The sequence below is a fragment of the Pantoea sp. EKM101V genome (assembly GCF_011800325.1).
GTDB lineage: Bacteria > Pseudomonadota > Gammaproteobacteria > Enterobacterales > Enterobacteriaceae > Pantoea > Pantoea anthophila.
The window spans coordinates 47,172-62,899 of the sequence record NZ_JAALFP010000002.1 but is presented as its reverse complement, the minus strand read 5'-3'; the positions used below and the strand labels follow the sequence as shown (position 1 = coordinate 62,899).

At 56.8% G+C, this 15,728-nt stretch carries 21 protein-coding genes; 9 read left to right on the top strand and 12 right to left on the bottom strand.

The genetic code is table 11. The features are described from left to right. Window positions 1-31 precede the first annotated feature (31 nt). Together HFD92_RS04145 and rluE are read right to left on the bottom strand one after the other, a co-directional pair. A complete protein-coding gene (locus HFD92_RS04145) occupies window positions 32-505 on the bottom strand; it encodes an NUDIX domain-containing protein (protein WP_111207916.1) in 474 nt (157 codons plus the stop codon). A gap of 44 nt (window positions 506-549) precedes the next feature. Beyond that, window positions 550-1,212: a 23S rRNA pseudouridine(2457) synthase RluE gene (gene rluE / locus HFD92_RS04140; RefSeq protein WP_167428379.1), complete on the bottom strand. Its 663-nt coding sequence runs from the start codon at window positions 1,210-1,212 to the stop codon at window positions 550-552. A 104-nt stretch (window positions 1,213-1,316) separates the two neighbouring features. On the opposite strand from rluE, the gene icd reads away from it, so the two are divergent. From icd to HFD92_RS04125, 3 genes are all read left to right on the top strand, one after another. Continuing rightward, window positions 1,317-2,567 (top strand): NADP-dependent isocitrate dehydrogenase, encoded by a 1,251-nt coding sequence (gene icd / locus HFD92_RS04135; RefSeq protein WP_009090813.1) that lies wholly within the window; start codon window positions 1,317-1,319, stop codon window positions 2,565-2,567. Between the two features lie 231 nt (window positions 2,568-2,798). Beyond that, the gene (locus HFD92_RS04130; protein WP_111207915.1) at window positions 2,799-2,996 is read left to right on the top strand and encodes a hypothetical protein; all 198 of its coding nucleotides are present in this window, start codon (window positions 2,799-2,801) and stop codon (window positions 2,994-2,996) included. A gap of 275 nt (window positions 2,997-3,271) precedes the next feature. Then, window positions 3,272-4,348, top strand: coding sequence for a glycosyltransferase family 9 protein (locus tag HFD92_RS04125; protein WP_140924292.1), 1,077 nt, complete (start codon window positions 3,272-3,274; stop codon window positions 4,346-4,348). Here the strand turns inward: HFD92_RS04125 and HFD92_RS04120 are convergent. From HFD92_RS04120 to HFD92_RS04090, 7 genes are all read right to left on the bottom strand, one after another. Next, window positions 4,276-4,614, bottom strand: a complete 339-nt coding sequence (locus tag HFD92_RS04120) for a DUF1493 family protein (RefSeq protein ID WP_167428378.1) — start codon at window positions 4,612-4,614, stop codon at window positions 4,276-4,278. The genes HFD92_RS04125 and HFD92_RS04120 overlap by 73 nt on opposite strands. Next, the gene (locus tag HFD92_RS04115; protein ID WP_009090808.1) at window positions 4,614-5,675 is read right to left on the bottom strand and encodes a glycosyltransferase family 9 protein; all 1,062 of its coding nucleotides are present in this window, start codon (window positions 5,673-5,675) and stop codon (window positions 4,614-4,616) included. The genes HFD92_RS04120 and HFD92_RS04115 overlap by 1 nt, the downstream gene beginning before the upstream one ends. 365 nt (window positions 5,676-6,040) lie before the next feature. Beyond that, complete coding sequence (locus tag HFD92_RS04110; protein WP_009090806.1) at window positions 6,041-6,211, bottom strand: hypothetical protein; 171 nt, start codon at window positions 6,209-6,211, stop codon at window positions 6,041-6,043. 166 nt (window positions 6,212-6,377) lie between these two features. After that, entirely contained in the window at window positions 6,378-6,626 is a 249-nt protein-coding gene (locus HFD92_RS04105) for a YqjD family protein (RefSeq protein WP_046101619.1), read from the bottom strand. Between the two features lie 156 nt (window positions 6,627-6,782). Next, on the bottom strand, window positions 6,783-7,793 hold the full coding sequence (locus tag HFD92_RS04100) for a Ppx/GppA phosphatase family protein (protein WP_009090803.1): 1,011 nt from the start codon (window positions 7,791-7,793) through the stop codon (window positions 6,783-6,785). 23 nt (window positions 7,794-7,816) lie between these two features. Then, a complete protein-coding gene (locus tag HFD92_RS04095; protein ID WP_140028352.1) occupies window positions 7,817-8,374 on the bottom strand; it encodes a hypothetical protein in 558 nt (185 codons plus the stop codon). Between the two features lie 61 nt (window positions 8,375-8,435). Further along, window positions 8,436-8,765 (bottom strand): hypothetical protein, encoded by a 330-nt coding sequence (locus tag HFD92_RS04090; protein WP_009090800.1) that lies wholly within the window; start codon window positions 8,763-8,765, stop codon window positions 8,436-8,438. A gap of 214 nt (window positions 8,766-8,979) precedes the next feature. Here HFD92_RS04090 and HFD92_RS04085 point away from each other — a divergent pair, with 214 nt between their 5' ends. The 3 genes from HFD92_RS04085 to HFD92_RS04075 all read left to right on the top strand — a co-directional run bounded on the left by HFD92_RS04085 (window position 8,980) and on the right by HFD92_RS04075 (window position 10,168). Continuing rightward, window positions 8,980-9,159, top strand: coding sequence for a hypothetical protein (locus tag HFD92_RS04085; RefSeq protein WP_009090798.1), 180 nt, complete (start codon window positions 8,980-8,982; stop codon window positions 9,157-9,159). 190 nt (window positions 9,160-9,349) lie between these two features. After that, complete coding sequence (locus tag HFD92_RS04080) at window positions 9,350-9,733, top strand: hypothetical protein (RefSeq protein ID WP_167428377.1); 384 nt, start codon at window positions 9,350-9,352, stop codon at window positions 9,731-9,733. Between the two features lie 21 nt (window positions 9,734-9,754). Then, window positions 9,755-10,168: an N-acetyltransferase gene (locus HFD92_RS04075; protein ID WP_167428376.1), complete on the top strand. Its 414-nt coding sequence runs from the start codon at window positions 9,755-9,757 to the stop codon at window positions 10,166-10,168. On the opposite strand, the gene HFD92_RS04070 is transcribed toward HFD92_RS04075, so the two are convergent. Both HFD92_RS04070 and ldcA read right to left on the bottom strand, forming a co-directional pair. Further along, a complete protein-coding gene (locus HFD92_RS04070; RefSeq protein ID WP_058957480.1) occupies window positions 10,169-10,831 on the bottom strand; it encodes an MBL fold metallo-hydrolase in 663 nt (220 codons plus the stop codon). It lies immediately after the preceding gene. A gap of 22 nt (window positions 10,832-10,853) precedes the next feature. After that, window positions 10,854-11,777 carry a muramoyltetrapeptide carboxypeptidase gene (ldcA, locus tag HFD92_RS04065; RefSeq protein WP_185185189.1) on the bottom strand — a complete coding sequence of 308 codons (924 nt, stop codon included), beginning with the start codon at window positions 11,775-11,777 and terminating at the stop codon, window positions 10,854-10,856. A 166-nt stretch (window positions 11,778-11,943) separates the two neighbouring features. Between ldcA and emtA the strand changes: the two genes are divergently transcribed. Beyond that, complete coding sequence (gene emtA, locus HFD92_RS04060) at window positions 11,944-12,573, top strand: membrane-bound lytic murein transglycosylase EmtA (RefSeq protein WP_167428374.1); 630 nt, start codon at window positions 11,944-11,946, stop codon at window positions 12,571-12,573. Between the two features lie 36 nt (window positions 12,574-12,609). On the opposite strand, the gene HFD92_RS04055 is transcribed toward emtA, so the two are convergent. Further along, a complete protein-coding gene (locus tag HFD92_RS04055) occupies window positions 12,610-13,560 on the bottom strand; it encodes a sugar-binding transcriptional regulator (RefSeq protein WP_167428373.1) in 951 nt (316 codons plus the stop codon). 398 nt (window positions 13,561-13,958) lie between these two features. On the opposite strand from HFD92_RS04055, the gene HFD92_RS04050 reads away from it, so the two are divergent. Both HFD92_RS04050 and HFD92_RS04045 read left to right on the top strand, forming a co-directional pair. Continuing rightward, window positions 13,959-14,789: a transketolase gene (locus HFD92_RS04050; protein ID WP_009090788.1), complete on the top strand. Its 831-nt coding sequence runs from the start codon at window positions 13,959-13,961 to the stop codon at window positions 14,787-14,789. Then, complete coding sequence (locus tag HFD92_RS04045) at window positions 14,782-15,726, top strand: transketolase family protein (protein ID WP_009090787.1); 945 nt, start codon at window positions 14,782-14,784, stop codon at window positions 15,724-15,726. Before HFD92_RS04050 ends, HFD92_RS04045 begins: the two co-directional genes overlap by 8 nt. Window positions 15,727-15,728: the final 2 nt, after the last annotated feature.

Below are 15,728 nucleotides of genomic sequence, written 5' to 3'. Positions count from 1 at the left end.
ATTACGATAAAAAAACAGGCGGCGCATTCTATCATGCAGAAGGCAGACGCGCACCCTCGTGAAACGGCCACCGGAACGGGCTGACCAGATGAAGCGGGTAGCGCGTGCCCTGTTGCCACAGGCGGACGCTCTCCGCCACCAGCGGCGAACGCAGGTTAGAAGCCGTGAGAATCTGCGCTGGCGGCAGCCACCAGCAGCAGTCGATGTCGCTGTCCTGTGGCTCCGTCACCACTTTTTCCGGCAGATCGACCCCAAACAGAAAACGCACAAAAGGCGTGGTGTCCGGGGCTATCCACTGGTTAATCGCAATGAAATAGTCCATCTGCGCCACGATGCCGGTCTCTTCATAGAGTTCACGCGCCGCGGCTTCATGCAGCGTTTCATCCGCTTCCAGATGGCCGGCTGGCTGGTTCCAGGTAGCGCGTCCGTTGATGGTTTCTTCCACCACCAGCAGCTCACCTTCCGCCTGAACCAGACAGGCGACCGTAACATGAGGTTTAAACATCCCTTCTCCGCAATTGTTAACCTGAGGTTATGAAAGTTCGGTTGTCAGACAGGGTCTGTGCCGATCTCGCGCCACGCTCCGGGGGCCAGATCGTCGAGGCTGTAGTGACCCATGGCATAGCGAATCAGGCGCAGGGTTGGAAAGCCGATGTGGGCGGTCATGCGGCGAACCTGACGATTACGCCCCTCATACAGCGTGACCTTCAGCCACTGCGTCGGAATGTTTTTACGCTCGCGGATCGGCGGCTGGCGTGGCCAGAGCCATTCGGGTTCATCGACTTTTTCCACGCCAGCGGGCAGGGTCGGGCCATCTTTCAGATTAACCCCATCCCGCAGCGGCTGCAGATCCGCCTCCTGTGGCGCGCCTTCGACCTGCACGTAGTAGATTTTGCCGGTGCGTTTGCCGGGCTGAGTCAGCGCGGCCTGCAGGGCGCCGTCGTTGGTCAGCACCATCAGGCCTTCACTGTCACGATCGAGGCGGCCTGCGGCATAGACCCCGGCAACAGTAACAAAATCCTTCAGGGTGCGGCGGCCCGCTTCATCCGTAAACTGCGGCAGAACGTCGAAGGGTTTGTTAAAGAGAATCACGCGGCGCGGGGCCGCAGGGCGGGCAGGCGTACGTCGCGTATCACGCGCCGGACGGCTGAATCGTTTATCCTGGTGAATTCGTTGAGAAGTTTTTCGCATGGGCTTTGCAGTCAGAAACATTCGGCGCATTATAACGTGAAATTGCGGTGATTGGCGTGGCGTAAATATTCAAGTAGTATTGACGCGCATCTTACAAATCATTAACAAACGCCCAGGAGAGGTTAATGGAAAGCAAAGTAGTTGTTCCGGCGGAAGGTCAAAAAATCACCCTGAATCAGGGCAAGCTGACAGTGCCAAACAATCCGATCATTCCTTACATTGAGGGTGACGGTATCGGTGTTGATGTTTCCCCGGTCATGCTGAAAGTGGTCGACGCGGCGGTGAAGAAAGCCTACAACGGCGAGCGTAAAATCTCCTGGATGGAGATTTACACCGGTGAGAAGTCAGTCGAACTCTACGGCCAGGACGTCTGGCTGCCTCAGGAAACCCTCGATTTAATCAAAGAATATCGCGTTGCGATCAAAGGTCCACTGACCACTCCGGTCGGCGGCGGTATTCGTTCACTGAACGTGGCCCTGCGTCAGGAGCTTGACCTCTACGTCTGCCTGCGTCCGGTTCGTTACTACAAAGGCACGCCAAGCCCGGTTAAACGTCCTGAAGAGACCGACATGGTGATCTTCCGTGAAAACTCCGAAGATATCTATGCGGGTATCGAGTGGAAAGCGGGCTCTGCCGAAGCGGACAAAGTGATCAAGTTCCTGCGCGAAGAGATGGGCGTGAAGAAAATCCGCTTCCCTGAGCAGTGCGGTATCGGCGTTAAGCCATGCTCCGAAGAGGGAACCAAGCGTCTGGTGCGTGCGGCAGTGGAATACACCATCACCAACGATCGTGATTCACTGACCCTGGTTCACAAAGGCAACATCATGAAGTTCACCGAAGGCTCTTTCAAAGACTGGGGATACCAGTTAGTGAAAGAGGAGTTCGGCGGCGAGCTGATCGACGGCGGCCCGTGGATGAAGTTCAAAAACCCGAACACCGGCAAAGAGATCATCGTTAAAGATGTGATCGCGGATGCGTTCCTGCAGCAGATCCTGCTGCGTCCGGCTGAATATGACGTTATCGCCTGTATGAACCTGAACGGTGACTACATCTCTGACGCCCTGGCGGCTCAGGTCGGTGGTATCGGTATCGCACCTGGCGCCAACATCGGTGACGAGTGCGCGCTGTTTGAAGCCACGCACGGCACTGCGCCGAAGTATGCAGGCCAGGATAAAGTGAACCCGGGTTCCGTAATCCTGTCGGCAGAGATGATGCTGCGCCACCTGGAGTGGTTCGAAGCGGCTGACCTGATTGTTAAAGGTGTTGAAGGCGCTATCGCTAACAAGACCGTGACTTACGATTTCGAACGCCTGATGGATGGCGCTAAACTGCTGAAATGTTCAGAGTTTGGTGACGCAATCATCGAAAATATGTAATGTCTGATGCGGCCGGCACAGGGTCATGCTCTGTGCCGGCTTTTTTGTGCCCGCGTTCCACGCTTTTCTCTTTCTCCGCCTCACGTGATCCTTCAGTGACATCATCGCGTTTTAATATTTCTGTAAATCGGATTGTCTGATGCCACTGCAAAAAAAGGCAGCGCCCCTGCATCGGCCATTCTTCAGCGTCTGAATCCCGTTACTGTAAACACTCATTCATAAGGAGGATTTATGGACGCAAAATATACCAAAGACGCGATTTATATCTGTCGCCTGATGTTCGGTCAGGCTGTGCTGGAATTACTGGCGGATAATCAGGCCGTCACGAACCGCGCCCTGGAGGAGAAAATCAAGCGGATGTTACCCGATGCCCAGCCTGGGCTGATTTATCGGGTCGCCCTTGAGCTGTTAGACGACAGGCTCCATTAATCCCGTCCTGAAAACTGCGTGCCCGGCATACTCTGTGCCGGGCCGAATGATCCTGACGCTCTCCCTGCCGGAAACCGGCTAACTGCCCAAACCCGTTAAGCGTATTCGTCCGCTCTGCCCGGCCTCATGTTTTAACAATATGGCAACTGTTGAACCAATCTGACACTTCGCTGACTAATCAGCTGACTGTACCGTTACGTTAGCATTCCACGAGCGTTAACGGGCCGTCTTATTTTTAGCCAGCCAGCACAGACTGTGCGCAGAGGATGTCAGACATGCGGGTTTTAATTATTTGCAGGGATAATATTGGCGACACGTTACTGACCACGCCGCTCATCAGTGCGCTGGCGCAGTCGGGACAGTATCAGGTCGATGTACTGACGAACAACTACGCCGCCCCTGTGCTGGCGCATAATCCCGACATCCGGCAGCTCTTCTTTTACACCAAACTGCATCACCGGGAGTCAGGGCAGGGAAGAGTGACCTGCCTGTTGCAGCGGCTGAAGCTGATGCTGACCCTGAAAAAGCAACGCTATGAGGTGGTGATACTGGCGAAAAGCCGCTGGGATCAGCATGGCCTGAAATGGGTAAAGAGCCTCCGTCCGGCAAGAGTCATCGCCCTGGGAGAACAGTCACATCCTCTGATTACCGACCTGCTGCCACCGCCCGACCCGTCGCCGTGCCATATCAGCGAAACGCTGTTCAGCCTGGGACGCCCCTTCAATCTCCGTGAAAACAGACCGGGCAGACTGACGCTACGGCCTGACGCCGCCCTTGCCGCCAGCCTGCGCGACACTTACGCGATTGATGCCGGCCTCCCGGTGTATGCGCTGCAAATCAGCGCCCGTAAGCCGAGCCAGCAGTGGGAGGCGACACGTTTTGCCGGACTGGCTGAGAAGATTGCCGCTCACCATCCCTGCCAGATCATGCTGCTGTGGTCACCCGGCAGTCGCGATAATCCGCGTCATCCGGGTGATGATGAAAAAGCCGCAGACATCATGGCGCTCTGTCCGCACCTGCCGATCAGAGCGGTCTCAACAACCAGCCTGCCGCAACTGATCGCGGCGATGTCGTTATGTCAGGGGCTCGTGAGCAGTGATGGCGGGGCGATGCACATCGGTGCGGCGCTGGGATTGCCGGTGGTGGCGCTGTTCGGCGACAGCGACCCGGCGTGCTGGCATCCCTGGCAGGTGAATTATCAGGTGCTGCAGCCCGCGTCACGGAATGTTAACGCGCTGAACAGCTGTGAAGTCTATGACGCCGTTGTCCATACCCTGATTCAGTCATCCTCTTCAGGCCAGCATCCCCGGCTGGCCGCCTCAGACAGCATCGCGACGGTGACAGGGCGGTAAGCCGGTTCAGCGCCGGCTCTGAATCCGGTAGTGAAAGCCAAGCGTCGCCGTTGCGTTGCCGGAAAATAGCGGGACTCATCATAATGGTCGGCGCTGACGTTAAACGTGAGAAAAAAGTCGCTCATCAGCAGCGCAAATTCCACCTCATTCAGCGGAAGCTGTTGCAGGTAAAAACCCGGCCGGTCCACTCTGCGGAACCAGCCCAGAGGGGTCGGCTGATTATGATATTCAATCAGCGTAATAATGGCGGTAGATAAGCGGTTCATTATCCCACCAGTTGCGCCACGGCCTGCTCAACCTCTTCCGCCTTAATCGATGCCATGGGATGCTGCGTCGCCGTCTTATCCGGACGGTGAATGATAATGTGGCGATCGCTGTCCTGACAGGGGCCGGTATAGCGCGGGTTAGCGGTGGAGAAGAGGCTGACGGTCGGCGTCTGCGCTGCCACGGCGATGTGCAGCGGGCCGGTATCGCCGGTGACCAGCAGATCCAGCGAGCGGATCAGGGTAATCAGGCCACTGAGATTTGTTTTGCCCGCCATTGGCGTCACATTTTTCCGGCAGTGCGGCGGCAGGCTGGCGATAAACGCCTGCTCAAGCGGTTGCTCAGCCGCTGTACCGGTCACAACGATTTCACTGTCAGGCCAGCGCGCAAGCAGGGCGGTGGCCAGCTGACTGAACGACTCCAGCGGCCAGCGGCGGATATCTTTCGATGCCCCCAGCTGAAACCCGATGCGGCGATGCGACGCGTTTGCCGTGGCACTGCTATTCAGCTCTGGCAGATGCATCCGGGTCTGCTGCGTCTCTGCGCCCAGTGCTTCAATTAATTTCAGCTTACGCTTGATGGTGTGGTCGTCGAAATAACCCGAATAGTGGTCCAGATATTTATTCAGTACCGGCGATTCGCTGCCGTAATGGTCGCGTAAAATAGCCTGACTGCCGGTCAGTACCGAGCTCATAATATCGTAGGGGAAATGCGCGTGTAATATGACGGACAGTTCTGGTTTATGGCGACGCAGTTTGAAAAATAACGGCAGAAAATTTGCCAGTTTGTTATCCCAGATATAAATCTTATCAAACCAGGGGTAGCGGCTGACGAGATCCTTATTTTTCAGGCTGGAGACGAGAATAAATTTACTGGCAGGAAAGCGTTTTTTCAGGCTCCAGATAGCGGGCGTATTCATCAGGAAATCGCCCAGCGCGGTGGTGGAATAGATGACCACGGTCTCCGGGTTCAGCTGCTGCAGGGCCTGCGGTTGTCTTCTGCCGGAAAATCGAGAATAAAGCGTTAAAAGGCGGTCTATCAGATAAATCTTTTTTTTCTTCACGTCTCAATTCTCTTTCACGTAGCAATTATATTAAACAAAAAATCATTATGCGTGATTAGAGAATAGTTTCAGCGAGAAAGTTCATTGCGGAAATGTTTTTTTAAACGCTGTAGAGGATCTGTTTAAATTGTTTCCACAATTTCTGTGTTGTTTATTCAGGGTATATTTACAGGATTGCGTAAAGAGAGTAGGGGTTTATTGAAAAGGACTGGGATGAATCTTAAAAAATTATTTTATTTTGCATGTGATGTTAATTGCAGTAATAACTAATAGCAGGATAACAATGAGTGACATTATTTTATGCGCGCTATCGGTTAATGCCGCGCACTAAAAACAGACCCCGGCGTCAGAGCCGGGGCCGGGAATCAGGACTGAGGCTGACCCACCGGGCCGGAGCCGAGCGTGCCACCTGGTGAGGACTGACCGCTTGGCGCATGAGGGCGTCCATCTTCTTTAATCGCGCTGCTTTGGTGTGAGCAGCCCGCCAGAGAGGTCAGCGTCGCTGCAACGAGCAGCAGGGCAGGAATTGTTTTCATTAGGTCACCTTGATGTTGTCAGAAAAAGGGAAGCTCACTTAATCATAGTGACTGACCGCGATCTGGCCTGAAAAGGGTTATTTTTCAGATGTTTCTCAGCGGCACGTCGCTGTGAGCGAAAAAAAACGGAAGCCACCGGCTTCCGTTCTGCTGACGTTCTGCAGGATTACTTGCGGCCCAGCAGAAAGCCGAGGATAACACCAACGCCTGCCGCAACAGCCAGACCGGCAACAGGATTAGACTGAACCTGATCCTTAATGCAGTCAGCAGCATCGCGTGCCGCGTAGCTTGCCTGGTTGGCATAACGGCGCGCGGCGCCTTTAGCCTGATGCTCAGAAGAGCCGGTTGCTGCGCCCCATTGTTCCTGAACTGCGCCAGCGGCTTCTTTTACTTTATCTTCTATTTTTCCTGACATCTGTTGCTCCTTGGTTTTAAGTGAGACACTCAAAGCGTAGCAAAGATAGTGAATCCTGCTCCGTCAGAGGCAAATCAGAGGCTAAAAAATTATGTCCGGCTGTTAATGGCGCGGTGTCAGCGGCTCAGCCGGAGGCGGAGCAGGGCAGAGACAGGGCTATTGCAGCAGCACGCCCTGGAGCAGACTGGCCTCCACGATGGTCACCTCGTTGATTTTCAGCGCCTCCATATAGCCTTCAACCAGCAACAGGTTGCTGACGTCCGTGGCGCGATAGTCGCCAGACAGTTCACTGTCACCCTTCCAGACCTGCTGCTGAGAGAGCTGGCGCAATGCTGCCAGGGTGTAGTGATGGGGTCTGCCCGGTAACTGATTGCGGATGGAGAACCCGTGCACACCACCAATACCGATGACCCGGCGACCCGCCACATCCTGTTTAATCTGCGGGCTGACCTCGTTAGTGGCATAAAACTGCACGAAACGCAGCACGGACTGCCGCCAGGAGCCAATCGGGTTGGGTGACGGGGCATCCGGGCTGTTCTTCAGCACGCGCAGGATAAAGTTTTTCAGCGTCACGGAAGCCAGTTTTCCCTGATAGATATCGGCCACCGGCTGACCGGCCTGCTGTCGCCAGGCGGTCATCTGCATCGATCCGCCGCCAATATCCCAGACCAGCAACTGCTCATCACGGATCGCGGGATCATTCAGCGCGGCTCTGGCGGAGAGGAAGCCGAGCTTCGCCTCCTGCTGCTGTGAGATCAGGCTGATTTGCGCCCCGGTCTGCCGCTGCAGATCGTCAATGACCGCCTGGCCATTGCGGGCGTTGCGAAACACGGCGGTCGCCACGCCGCTGATACGCTGAGGATGAAAGCGCTGAGCATGGGCCAGAAGCTGCTGCAGCGCCGCGGCGCCCTGGCGGGCGATCGCCGGGGTGAGCTGATTGTCGGGAGCATGTGCCAGCGCATCGTTCCAGGCGACGGCGCGCTGATCCTGATAGAGCACTTTTTCAATGCGCGACTGGCAGACATTGACGCGGGCCACCGCGATTTTGGTGGTGCCGGAACCGATATCAAGACCGGCGCGAATTTGCTGGCAGCGATCGGCCAGGGCAGACGTGGCGAAAAAGAGCGAACAGAAGAGGGTAACAGCAGACAGTGCAGCAGAACGCATAGCGACTCCGGATGCCAGGGGGATCAGCGTGAGCGGGCCGTGACGCAGGCCGGATAAACGCTCACCAGAAAATGACGCAGGTGATCGAAACACCATTCGGCGTCGTCAGCCTGCGGACAATAGAACTGAACGGTGATCTTTTCATAGTCGCGCTGACGCTGGCGCAGAGGCGACCAGCTCCAGTCGAGAACCGAGCGGGCATAATTTACCAGCGTTTCCGCAGGCAGGTTATGTTGCTTCTCCTGCCCGGCCAGGTAGCGGATGAAATGCGCTTCCAGCGTCAGTGCCTCGTCGTGACCGTGCTGCGGCAGATCGGGACGAAAGGCCACATCGATAAAGCCACAGACCGCATCGGCCTGCTGCTGCCAGTCGCAGGCGAGCGTCATAAACAGCCCCTCCTGCAGATTGACCTCTTCGACCAGACGGCGCAGGTTTTCTGAGCGGTTCAGGACCGCAATCTCCTCCAGCCGGCTGGTTTCCAGCGTTAAATCAATGCCGCACGGATTGACGGAGCCATCCGCATTGCGGGTGGCCGGAAAGGGGAAGTCGATATAACCGTTGTTATCCAGACGCTTTTCCATCGGGGAAACCTGCTGCTTGACGTTTCCTGACAATAAACCATCTGGCAGCAGGATTCACCCCTTACGGACAGGTCCAGGTGATCTGGGTATCCTGGTAGGGATTGATCAGCCGGAACTGCTTATCAGAGAGGCGCTGCGCATAGTAGCCTTCCCGCGTCACGGCGGAGGGGACATATTTAAAGCGATCCAGCGACTGCAGCGGCCCACTCTCCACGCTGACGTCATCCCGGGTCACGGTGAAGGCGCTGACCAGATCAAAAATCCGTCCCTGCGTTTGCCCCATCGGCTGACCATAAATTGTCGAAACCTCACCCGGACAGTCGACCCCTTTCGGGCCAGATGAACATCCAGTCAGTATGGTGATGAGGATAAAAATGCTGAGTCGCATCATGATTTTCTACCTGCTTCAATCCCTGGGCGTGTCGTGGCGTGGCGTCTCTTCTGCCAGACCATCATTCTGTTAATCATAGCAGTTTCCGCTGCGCTTCCTGTTTGCGATTTGTTTAATCGTTAAGCAACAGGAATGTAAAAGGGTGACTTTGCTTATCAATAAACGGTATTCTTGGCTCCTTTGCGCACCACTTAGGCAAATCCAGGGATAAATGATGAAAGAAGAAGAAGCCAGTCTAATGATTATTCGCCACGCGATTGACCAGTTAGATGCCGATAAGAAGCAACAGGTCGTTGCCTGCTCCGAGCGTATTCGCGCAGCGATGCAGGCGTATGACAGCGAGAATGCCGGGCTGGCGCTGATGCTGGTGGCCGCAGAGGTTGCCGCCGAATAACCGTTATCCGGTCAGCATGCGGCGCCGATATGCTGACCGGATTACTTTATCTTTTCTCAACTTTCCGCTTTTTCTCACCCCGATTCTATCTTTTCGTGGTCTTGTTCCCGACGCGCCCGTGCCTCATCAGGGGGCAGGGATATGTTAAGCTATTCATTCCTGTAGAAATCCTCTTCAGTGGAGACACAGCATGAAGGCAGCATTGATTGCTCTGGGCCTGATGGCCTGCCACGTCGCGCCCGCATGGAGCGAAACTGAATTTCAGCTCATCTGTCCCGGTCGGGCGACCATGACCATTTCACGCGCCGAATATGGATTATCCACGCTGATGTGGTCTCCCGGACACTTCCAGATTGCCGCAGGCCAGCAGCGTACCCGTCTGGAGGCGGGCGACAAAGTGGCGATTACCCGCTTTCGCAATGGCGATCAGCTGATTGTGAATCAGCGCACCCAGGCGACCTTCTTTGTTTATCGCGGTAGCGATAAACTGCTGCCCTGCAGCCGCAGTGAAAAACGCGATGTGGATGCACTGACGCTGGAGCGCTACGACGACAGAGCGCGCTCTGACACCTGATACCTGACACCGGAAGCCACGATGAAACCTGAAATTACCGACACGGTTACCGCACAGGATCTGGATGAGATCAGACTGGGTCTGACCGCTTTCAACCGTAAGTTTATTAATGTGGATGAGATCCGCTCGATTGGCGTCTTTATCCGTGATGACCAGGGCAAAAAGCTGGCGGGTCTGACCGGGTCAACGGCCGGAAACTGGCTGCGGATTGATATGCTGTGGGTCAGTGAGGCGCTGCGCGGGCAGGGGGCGGGCAGCGCACTGATTCAGGCCGCCGAGCAGGAGGCGCGGGATCGCGGCTGCCGCTTTGCCCAGGTGGATACCGCCAGTTTTCAGGCGCGGCCGTTTTATGAAAAGCTTGGCTATACGCTGCGTTTCAGCCTGGATAACTATCCACGCCACCACCAGCGCCACTATCTGACGAAAACGCTGTAATCAGAACAGCGGCTGCTGACGCAGATCGAGCGGGTGCTGCTCAGCTTCATCGATCGCCGCCAGCCAGCTCTGCAGGGTGACCTTTTTCCACGAGAGATGTCCGCGCGTGGTGCTCATCAGCACCACGTCGGGACGCAGCGAACGGTACAATTCCAGCGTCTGACTCAGCTCTGCGGGATTACTGTCCGGCACCAGCACGGTAATCCAGTTATCGTGCGACCGCGTCACCGTATCCCCGACAAACAGATAGGTCAGCCCCAGCGGCGACGTATAGAGGTAACTGCTGCTGCCCGGCGTGTGCCCTGGCGTCGGCAGCAGATGAAAATCCCCGAAGTGCGTCTCCTGCTGCGAAAAGGTGTCATCAGGCTCCGCGAAGCGGCTGATGGGACCCAGCGACCGGCTATGGCAGTAAAGTGCGCTGCTGAAGCGCTGCTGGATCACCGCCGCCCCCGGCGCAGACTCGTGCCAGTGGGTCAGATAGTGGCGGATCACGCCACCGCTATCGGCCAGCACTTCATGATCGAGCGGATTTTCTACGCGGCCAATCAGCAGATTGCCGCGAGGGTGACGCAGCATAAAACCATGCATCATCAGGTCATTAACGGCATCTTCCACCGGAAATTCCGGGGTTGAGATCCACAAATCGTCATACAACGGCTTCAATGTCGATCTCCTGAAACGTTCTTTATTCCCGCAGAACGGGATGCCCGCTTGCCTGTAAACTGGCCTGGCCCTGACGGACCGCTAATCGTGCGCTGGCCCCCAGTGGCAGGGTCACGGTGTCAGCCGCGTGACCAAAATCCAGACCGCTGATCACCGGCAGGCCGGTGGTTTCACGCACCCGCTGCCAGACGGTGCTGAAGTCAAACCCGTTGTCATACTCTGTCAGTGCGGTGCTGGTAAAGCTGCCGGTGACCAGCGCCCGCTGGCGCGCCAGAATGCCGCTCTGCTGCAGCTGAATCAGCATACGTTCTATGCGGAACGGATGTTCATTCACATCCTCAATAACCAGAATGCCGTTTTCAATCTGTGGCATCCACGGCGTGCCAGTCAGCGAGCAGAGCATCGCCAGATTACCGCCCCATAGCGTCCCCTGCCACTCACCCTCATCAGGCGTTTCGCTCTGCCATGTCACGTCTACTGTAGGTGATGTCAGAGCCTGCCAGAAGTGATGCAGGGTAAATTCAGATAAGGTCGCGGCACCGAAGTTGCCGGCCAGCATCGGACCGCTGAAGGTGATTAAGCCGACCTGCGCCAGCAGCGCCAGCTGAATGGCGGTGAAATCACTGTGCCCGCACAGCGCCAGCGGCTGATTCAGCAGGCGACGCTGCAGGCCGACATAGTCGATCGATTCCAGTAACCGGCTGGCACCATAACCGCCACGCACCGCCAGCACCACATCGGGCAGCGTGCTGAGTGTGGCAAGCTGGTTGATATCCGCCAGCCGTTCGGCGTCTGTCCCGGCGAAGCGCTGAAAACGCCGGGTAATGACCTGCTCATTCTCTACCCGATGGCCCGCCTCGCGCAGTCGCGCAATGCCGCACAGCGCCGCAGGCTGATTGTGACAGTAACCGGAGGGGGAGATAAGACGAACTGAACGTGAAATCATCATACTTTCCTGCTGTTAGCGCCCTTGACCTGAGGCGATGATGACGAAATACACCCCTGAAGTCACGACACGGGCCGCTTTTTCGTGCATTTAGGATAAACGGTAATTTTGCTCTCAGGCTGTCTGGGTATGATAGCATTCGCCACTACCGCTATGAGACGAAAAATTGCTGAAAATCCGATACCTTATACTCTCAGCGTTACTCCTGACCGGCTGTGCCAGCGAGCCACCGCACCACGCAGTGAAACAGCGTAATACGCCTCTCACTCAGGCACCGCCTTCCAGCGTTAACAGCGCATGGTCAATGTTTACCGAAGATGCCGCCAGTCATTATGGCGTTGATGAGAAGCTTATCAGCGCCATTATCAGTGTCGAGTCGGGGGGAAATCCTGGCGTGGTGAGCCGTTCGAATGCGGTGGGCCTGATGCAGATCAAAGCCTCGACCGCCGGGCGTGAAGTTTACCGGACGCAGGGTCGCCGCGGTCAGCCATCGAATGCCGAACTGCGCGATCCGGCTAAAAATATCGATATCGGCACCGCCTATATCCGCATCCTGCAGGATTCCGCTCTGTCAGGGATTCGCGATCCGCTGACGCTGCGTTATGCCACTATCGTCTCCTATGCCAATGGTGCCGGTGCGCTGCTGCGAACCTTCTCCCGCGACCGCGATCGTGCCATTGCGATGATTAATGCGATGTCGCCGGATGAGTTTTACCAGCATGTCCAGAACAAACATCCGGCGGCGCAGGCTCCGCGCTATCTGTGGAAGGTTACCACCGCCTATCGCACGATCTGACCGGAAAGCGCCCCGGCATGGCGGCGGGCGCACTCCTTACGGCGCGAGCAGCAGCCGCGCCGTCGGATAATCGACGATCAGCACCTTGATGTAGCCGCCCAGCAGCGCCGCACGAATCGCCGGCGCTTTCTCGCGTCCGCCAGCCAGTCCCACGACCTGCGGACACTGCTTAACCTGCGCCAGCTCCATGCCGATCACCGGATCTTCTTCCGGCTGCAGCACCGGCTGTCCGCAGGCATCGAAGTAGTGCAGGCAGATATCCCCCACGGCACCGCGTGCCGCCAGGGTCTGCAGCATTTCACCATCGTAGTAGTTGCCCGAATTGCGCAACAGAGCTGACGGTTCTAGGTCGCCAATACCGACAATCGCCAGATCGACCTGCTCAAACTGATCCAGTACCTCCGCCACCTCCGCGTTGGCTGACAGCCGCTGGCGATCGCTGACCGAATGTTCGATTGACTGAGACGGCAGCAGCCAGGCGGGGCAGTTCAGCAGCGCCGCCAGATTCTGCGTCAGAATGGTGGCCTGCACATTGCCGTTAGCGCCAACCCCGCCCAGCAGCTGGATAACCCCTTTGCAGGCGATGTTGAGCGGATGCAGCGCATCGACCATCGCCCGGATGGTGCCGCTCCAGGAGGAGATGCCAATTAGTTCATCGTTGCGCAGGCGGGTTTCGAGATAGTGCGCTGCCGCCGATCCAATCGCCTGTTTGATCTGCAGCGGAGAAGCCTGGTCCGGCACATCAACCACAATCGCCTGGGGCAGGTGGTAGGTCTGCTCAATCGCTTTTTCCAGCTCAGGATAGACATTGGCCGGCGGCACAACGCTGATTTTGACCACGCCCTCTTTTACGCTGCGATTAAGGATGCGTGAGACAAAGGACTGCGACAGGGACAGCGACTGCGCGATCTCCGACTGCTTCATCCCCTCGATATAGTACAGGGTGGCGATCTTCACCATCAGTCGCTGTTCATCCTGTTTGGCCATCAGTTTTCCCTCTCAGAGTCTGCCCGGTATTGTTAACCAGGATCATCAAAATCACAACGCAGGCGAATTTGTGATCGTTTTCGCTTTTTGACGATCGCCTGTTGGACGATGCCTCAGCAGAGGCGCATAGTCATTATGCATATAAAATCGTCATTGAATATATATTCATTGAAATTCGTGAGCAGGCCCTTTTGTCCCCATCGTGCCGGTTGTCAGGCTGTAGGGATCATGGGGGGATGGAGATACCCGTCAGGTGATGAACCGATCTGACACGCTGTTTAACGACGCATTTATACAGGATGACAGGCGGCCGATTCCGGACCGGATACGTTAACGGTTAATTTTTTTACCCATCGTGAATATATATTCACGGTCGATTTAAAATTCAGAGGCAGAACATGAACCCTTTCAATCTTTCAGTCGATGAGCTTGAACGCCGGGCGCGGGCGATACGCCGCCGCATTATCCAGCTTAACGCGGGCAGTCCGGCAGGCGGGCACACCGGTGCTGACCTGTCGCAGGTCGAGATCCTGACCGCGCTCTACTTCCGTATTCTGAACTGCGCACCAGATCGCACAGAGGATAACGATCGCGACATCTACATTCAGTCCAAAGGGCATGCGGTAGGGGGCTACTACTGCGTACTGGCGGAAGCGGGCTATTTCCCGACCGAGTGGCTTACCACCTATCAGCACGCTGACTCTCCTCTGCCGGGCCACCCGGTGCGCCAGAAGACACCGGGCGTGGAGCTGAACACCGGTGCGCTGGGGCACGGCCTGCCGGTGGCGGTAGGCATCGCCCTCGCGGCGAAAAAAGATCGCAGCTCCCGCCGCATCTTTGTCGTGACCGGTGACGGCGAACTGGCGGAAGGGAGCAACTGGGAGGCCGCTCTGGTGGCGGCGCACTATGGGCTCGACAATCTGATCATCATCAATGACAAGAACAAACTGCAACTGGCGGGCGCCACCCGGGACATCATGAACACGGACCCGCTGCCGGAAAAATGGCGCGCTTTCGGGCTGGAGGTCAGCGAATGTAACGGCAATGCGATGGCGGCGGTCGTCAGCACCCTTGAAAATCTGCCGCAGAACGGCAAGCCGCAGGTGGTTGTGGCGCATACCGAGAAAGGTTTCGGCGTCTCCTTTATTCAGAGCAAGGCGGAGTGGCATCACCGGGTGCCGAAAGGCGAAGAGATCGCGCTGGCGCTGGAGGAACTGAAAGATGAGTAATGCACAACACCTGGCAAACGTCATGGTTACGGCCTTTATCGACGCGGTTAATCGCGGCGTCGATCTGGTACCGGTGGTCGCGGACTCCACCTCTACCGCCAAAATCGCGCCTTTTATCAAGGCGTTTCCCGACCGGCTGATTAACGTCGGCATCGCGGAGCAGACGCTGGTGGGAACGGCAGCAGGCCTGGCGCTGGGCGGCAAAATCGCCGTGACCTGCAACGCCGCGCCATTTCTGGTTTCACGCGCCAATGAGCAGGTAAAAGTCGACGTCTGCTACAACAACACCAACGTCAAACTGTTCGGGCTGAATGCCGGTGCCAGTTATGGCCCGTTAGCCAGCACCCATCACAGCATTGACGATATCGCCGTGATGCGCGGCTTTGGCAACATCGAGATCTACGCACCGTCCTGTCCGCTGGAGTGTCGTCAGATTATTGATTACGCCCTGGAGCACGTCGGCCCGGTCTATATCCGCCTTGATGGCAAAGATCTGCCGCAGCTGCATGATGACACCTACCGCTTCAGACCCGGCGCGATCGACCTGTTACGTGAAGGCCGCGACATCGCCCTGGTGGCGATGGGATCCACAGTTCATGAGGTGGTTCACGCCGCTGCGCAACTGGCTGAGCAGGGTATTTCAGCGGGCGTGATCGCGGTTCCATCGATTCGACCCTGTGATACCCAACAGCTGCGCAACCTGTTAAATCACTATCCGGCGGTCGTGACCGTGGAGGAGCATAACGTCAATGGCGGTGTCGGCAGCCTGGTCGCGGAAGTGCTGGCAGAAGGCGGCTGCAGCATTCCGCTGGTCCGGCTCGGCATTGCCGATGGGGAGTATGCGATTGCCGGCGATCGGGCCGCCACGCGGGCCCGTCACGGCATTGACGCCAGCAGCGTGGTGAAGAGTGCAGCGCGCATCTGCGCAGGAGTGTGAAC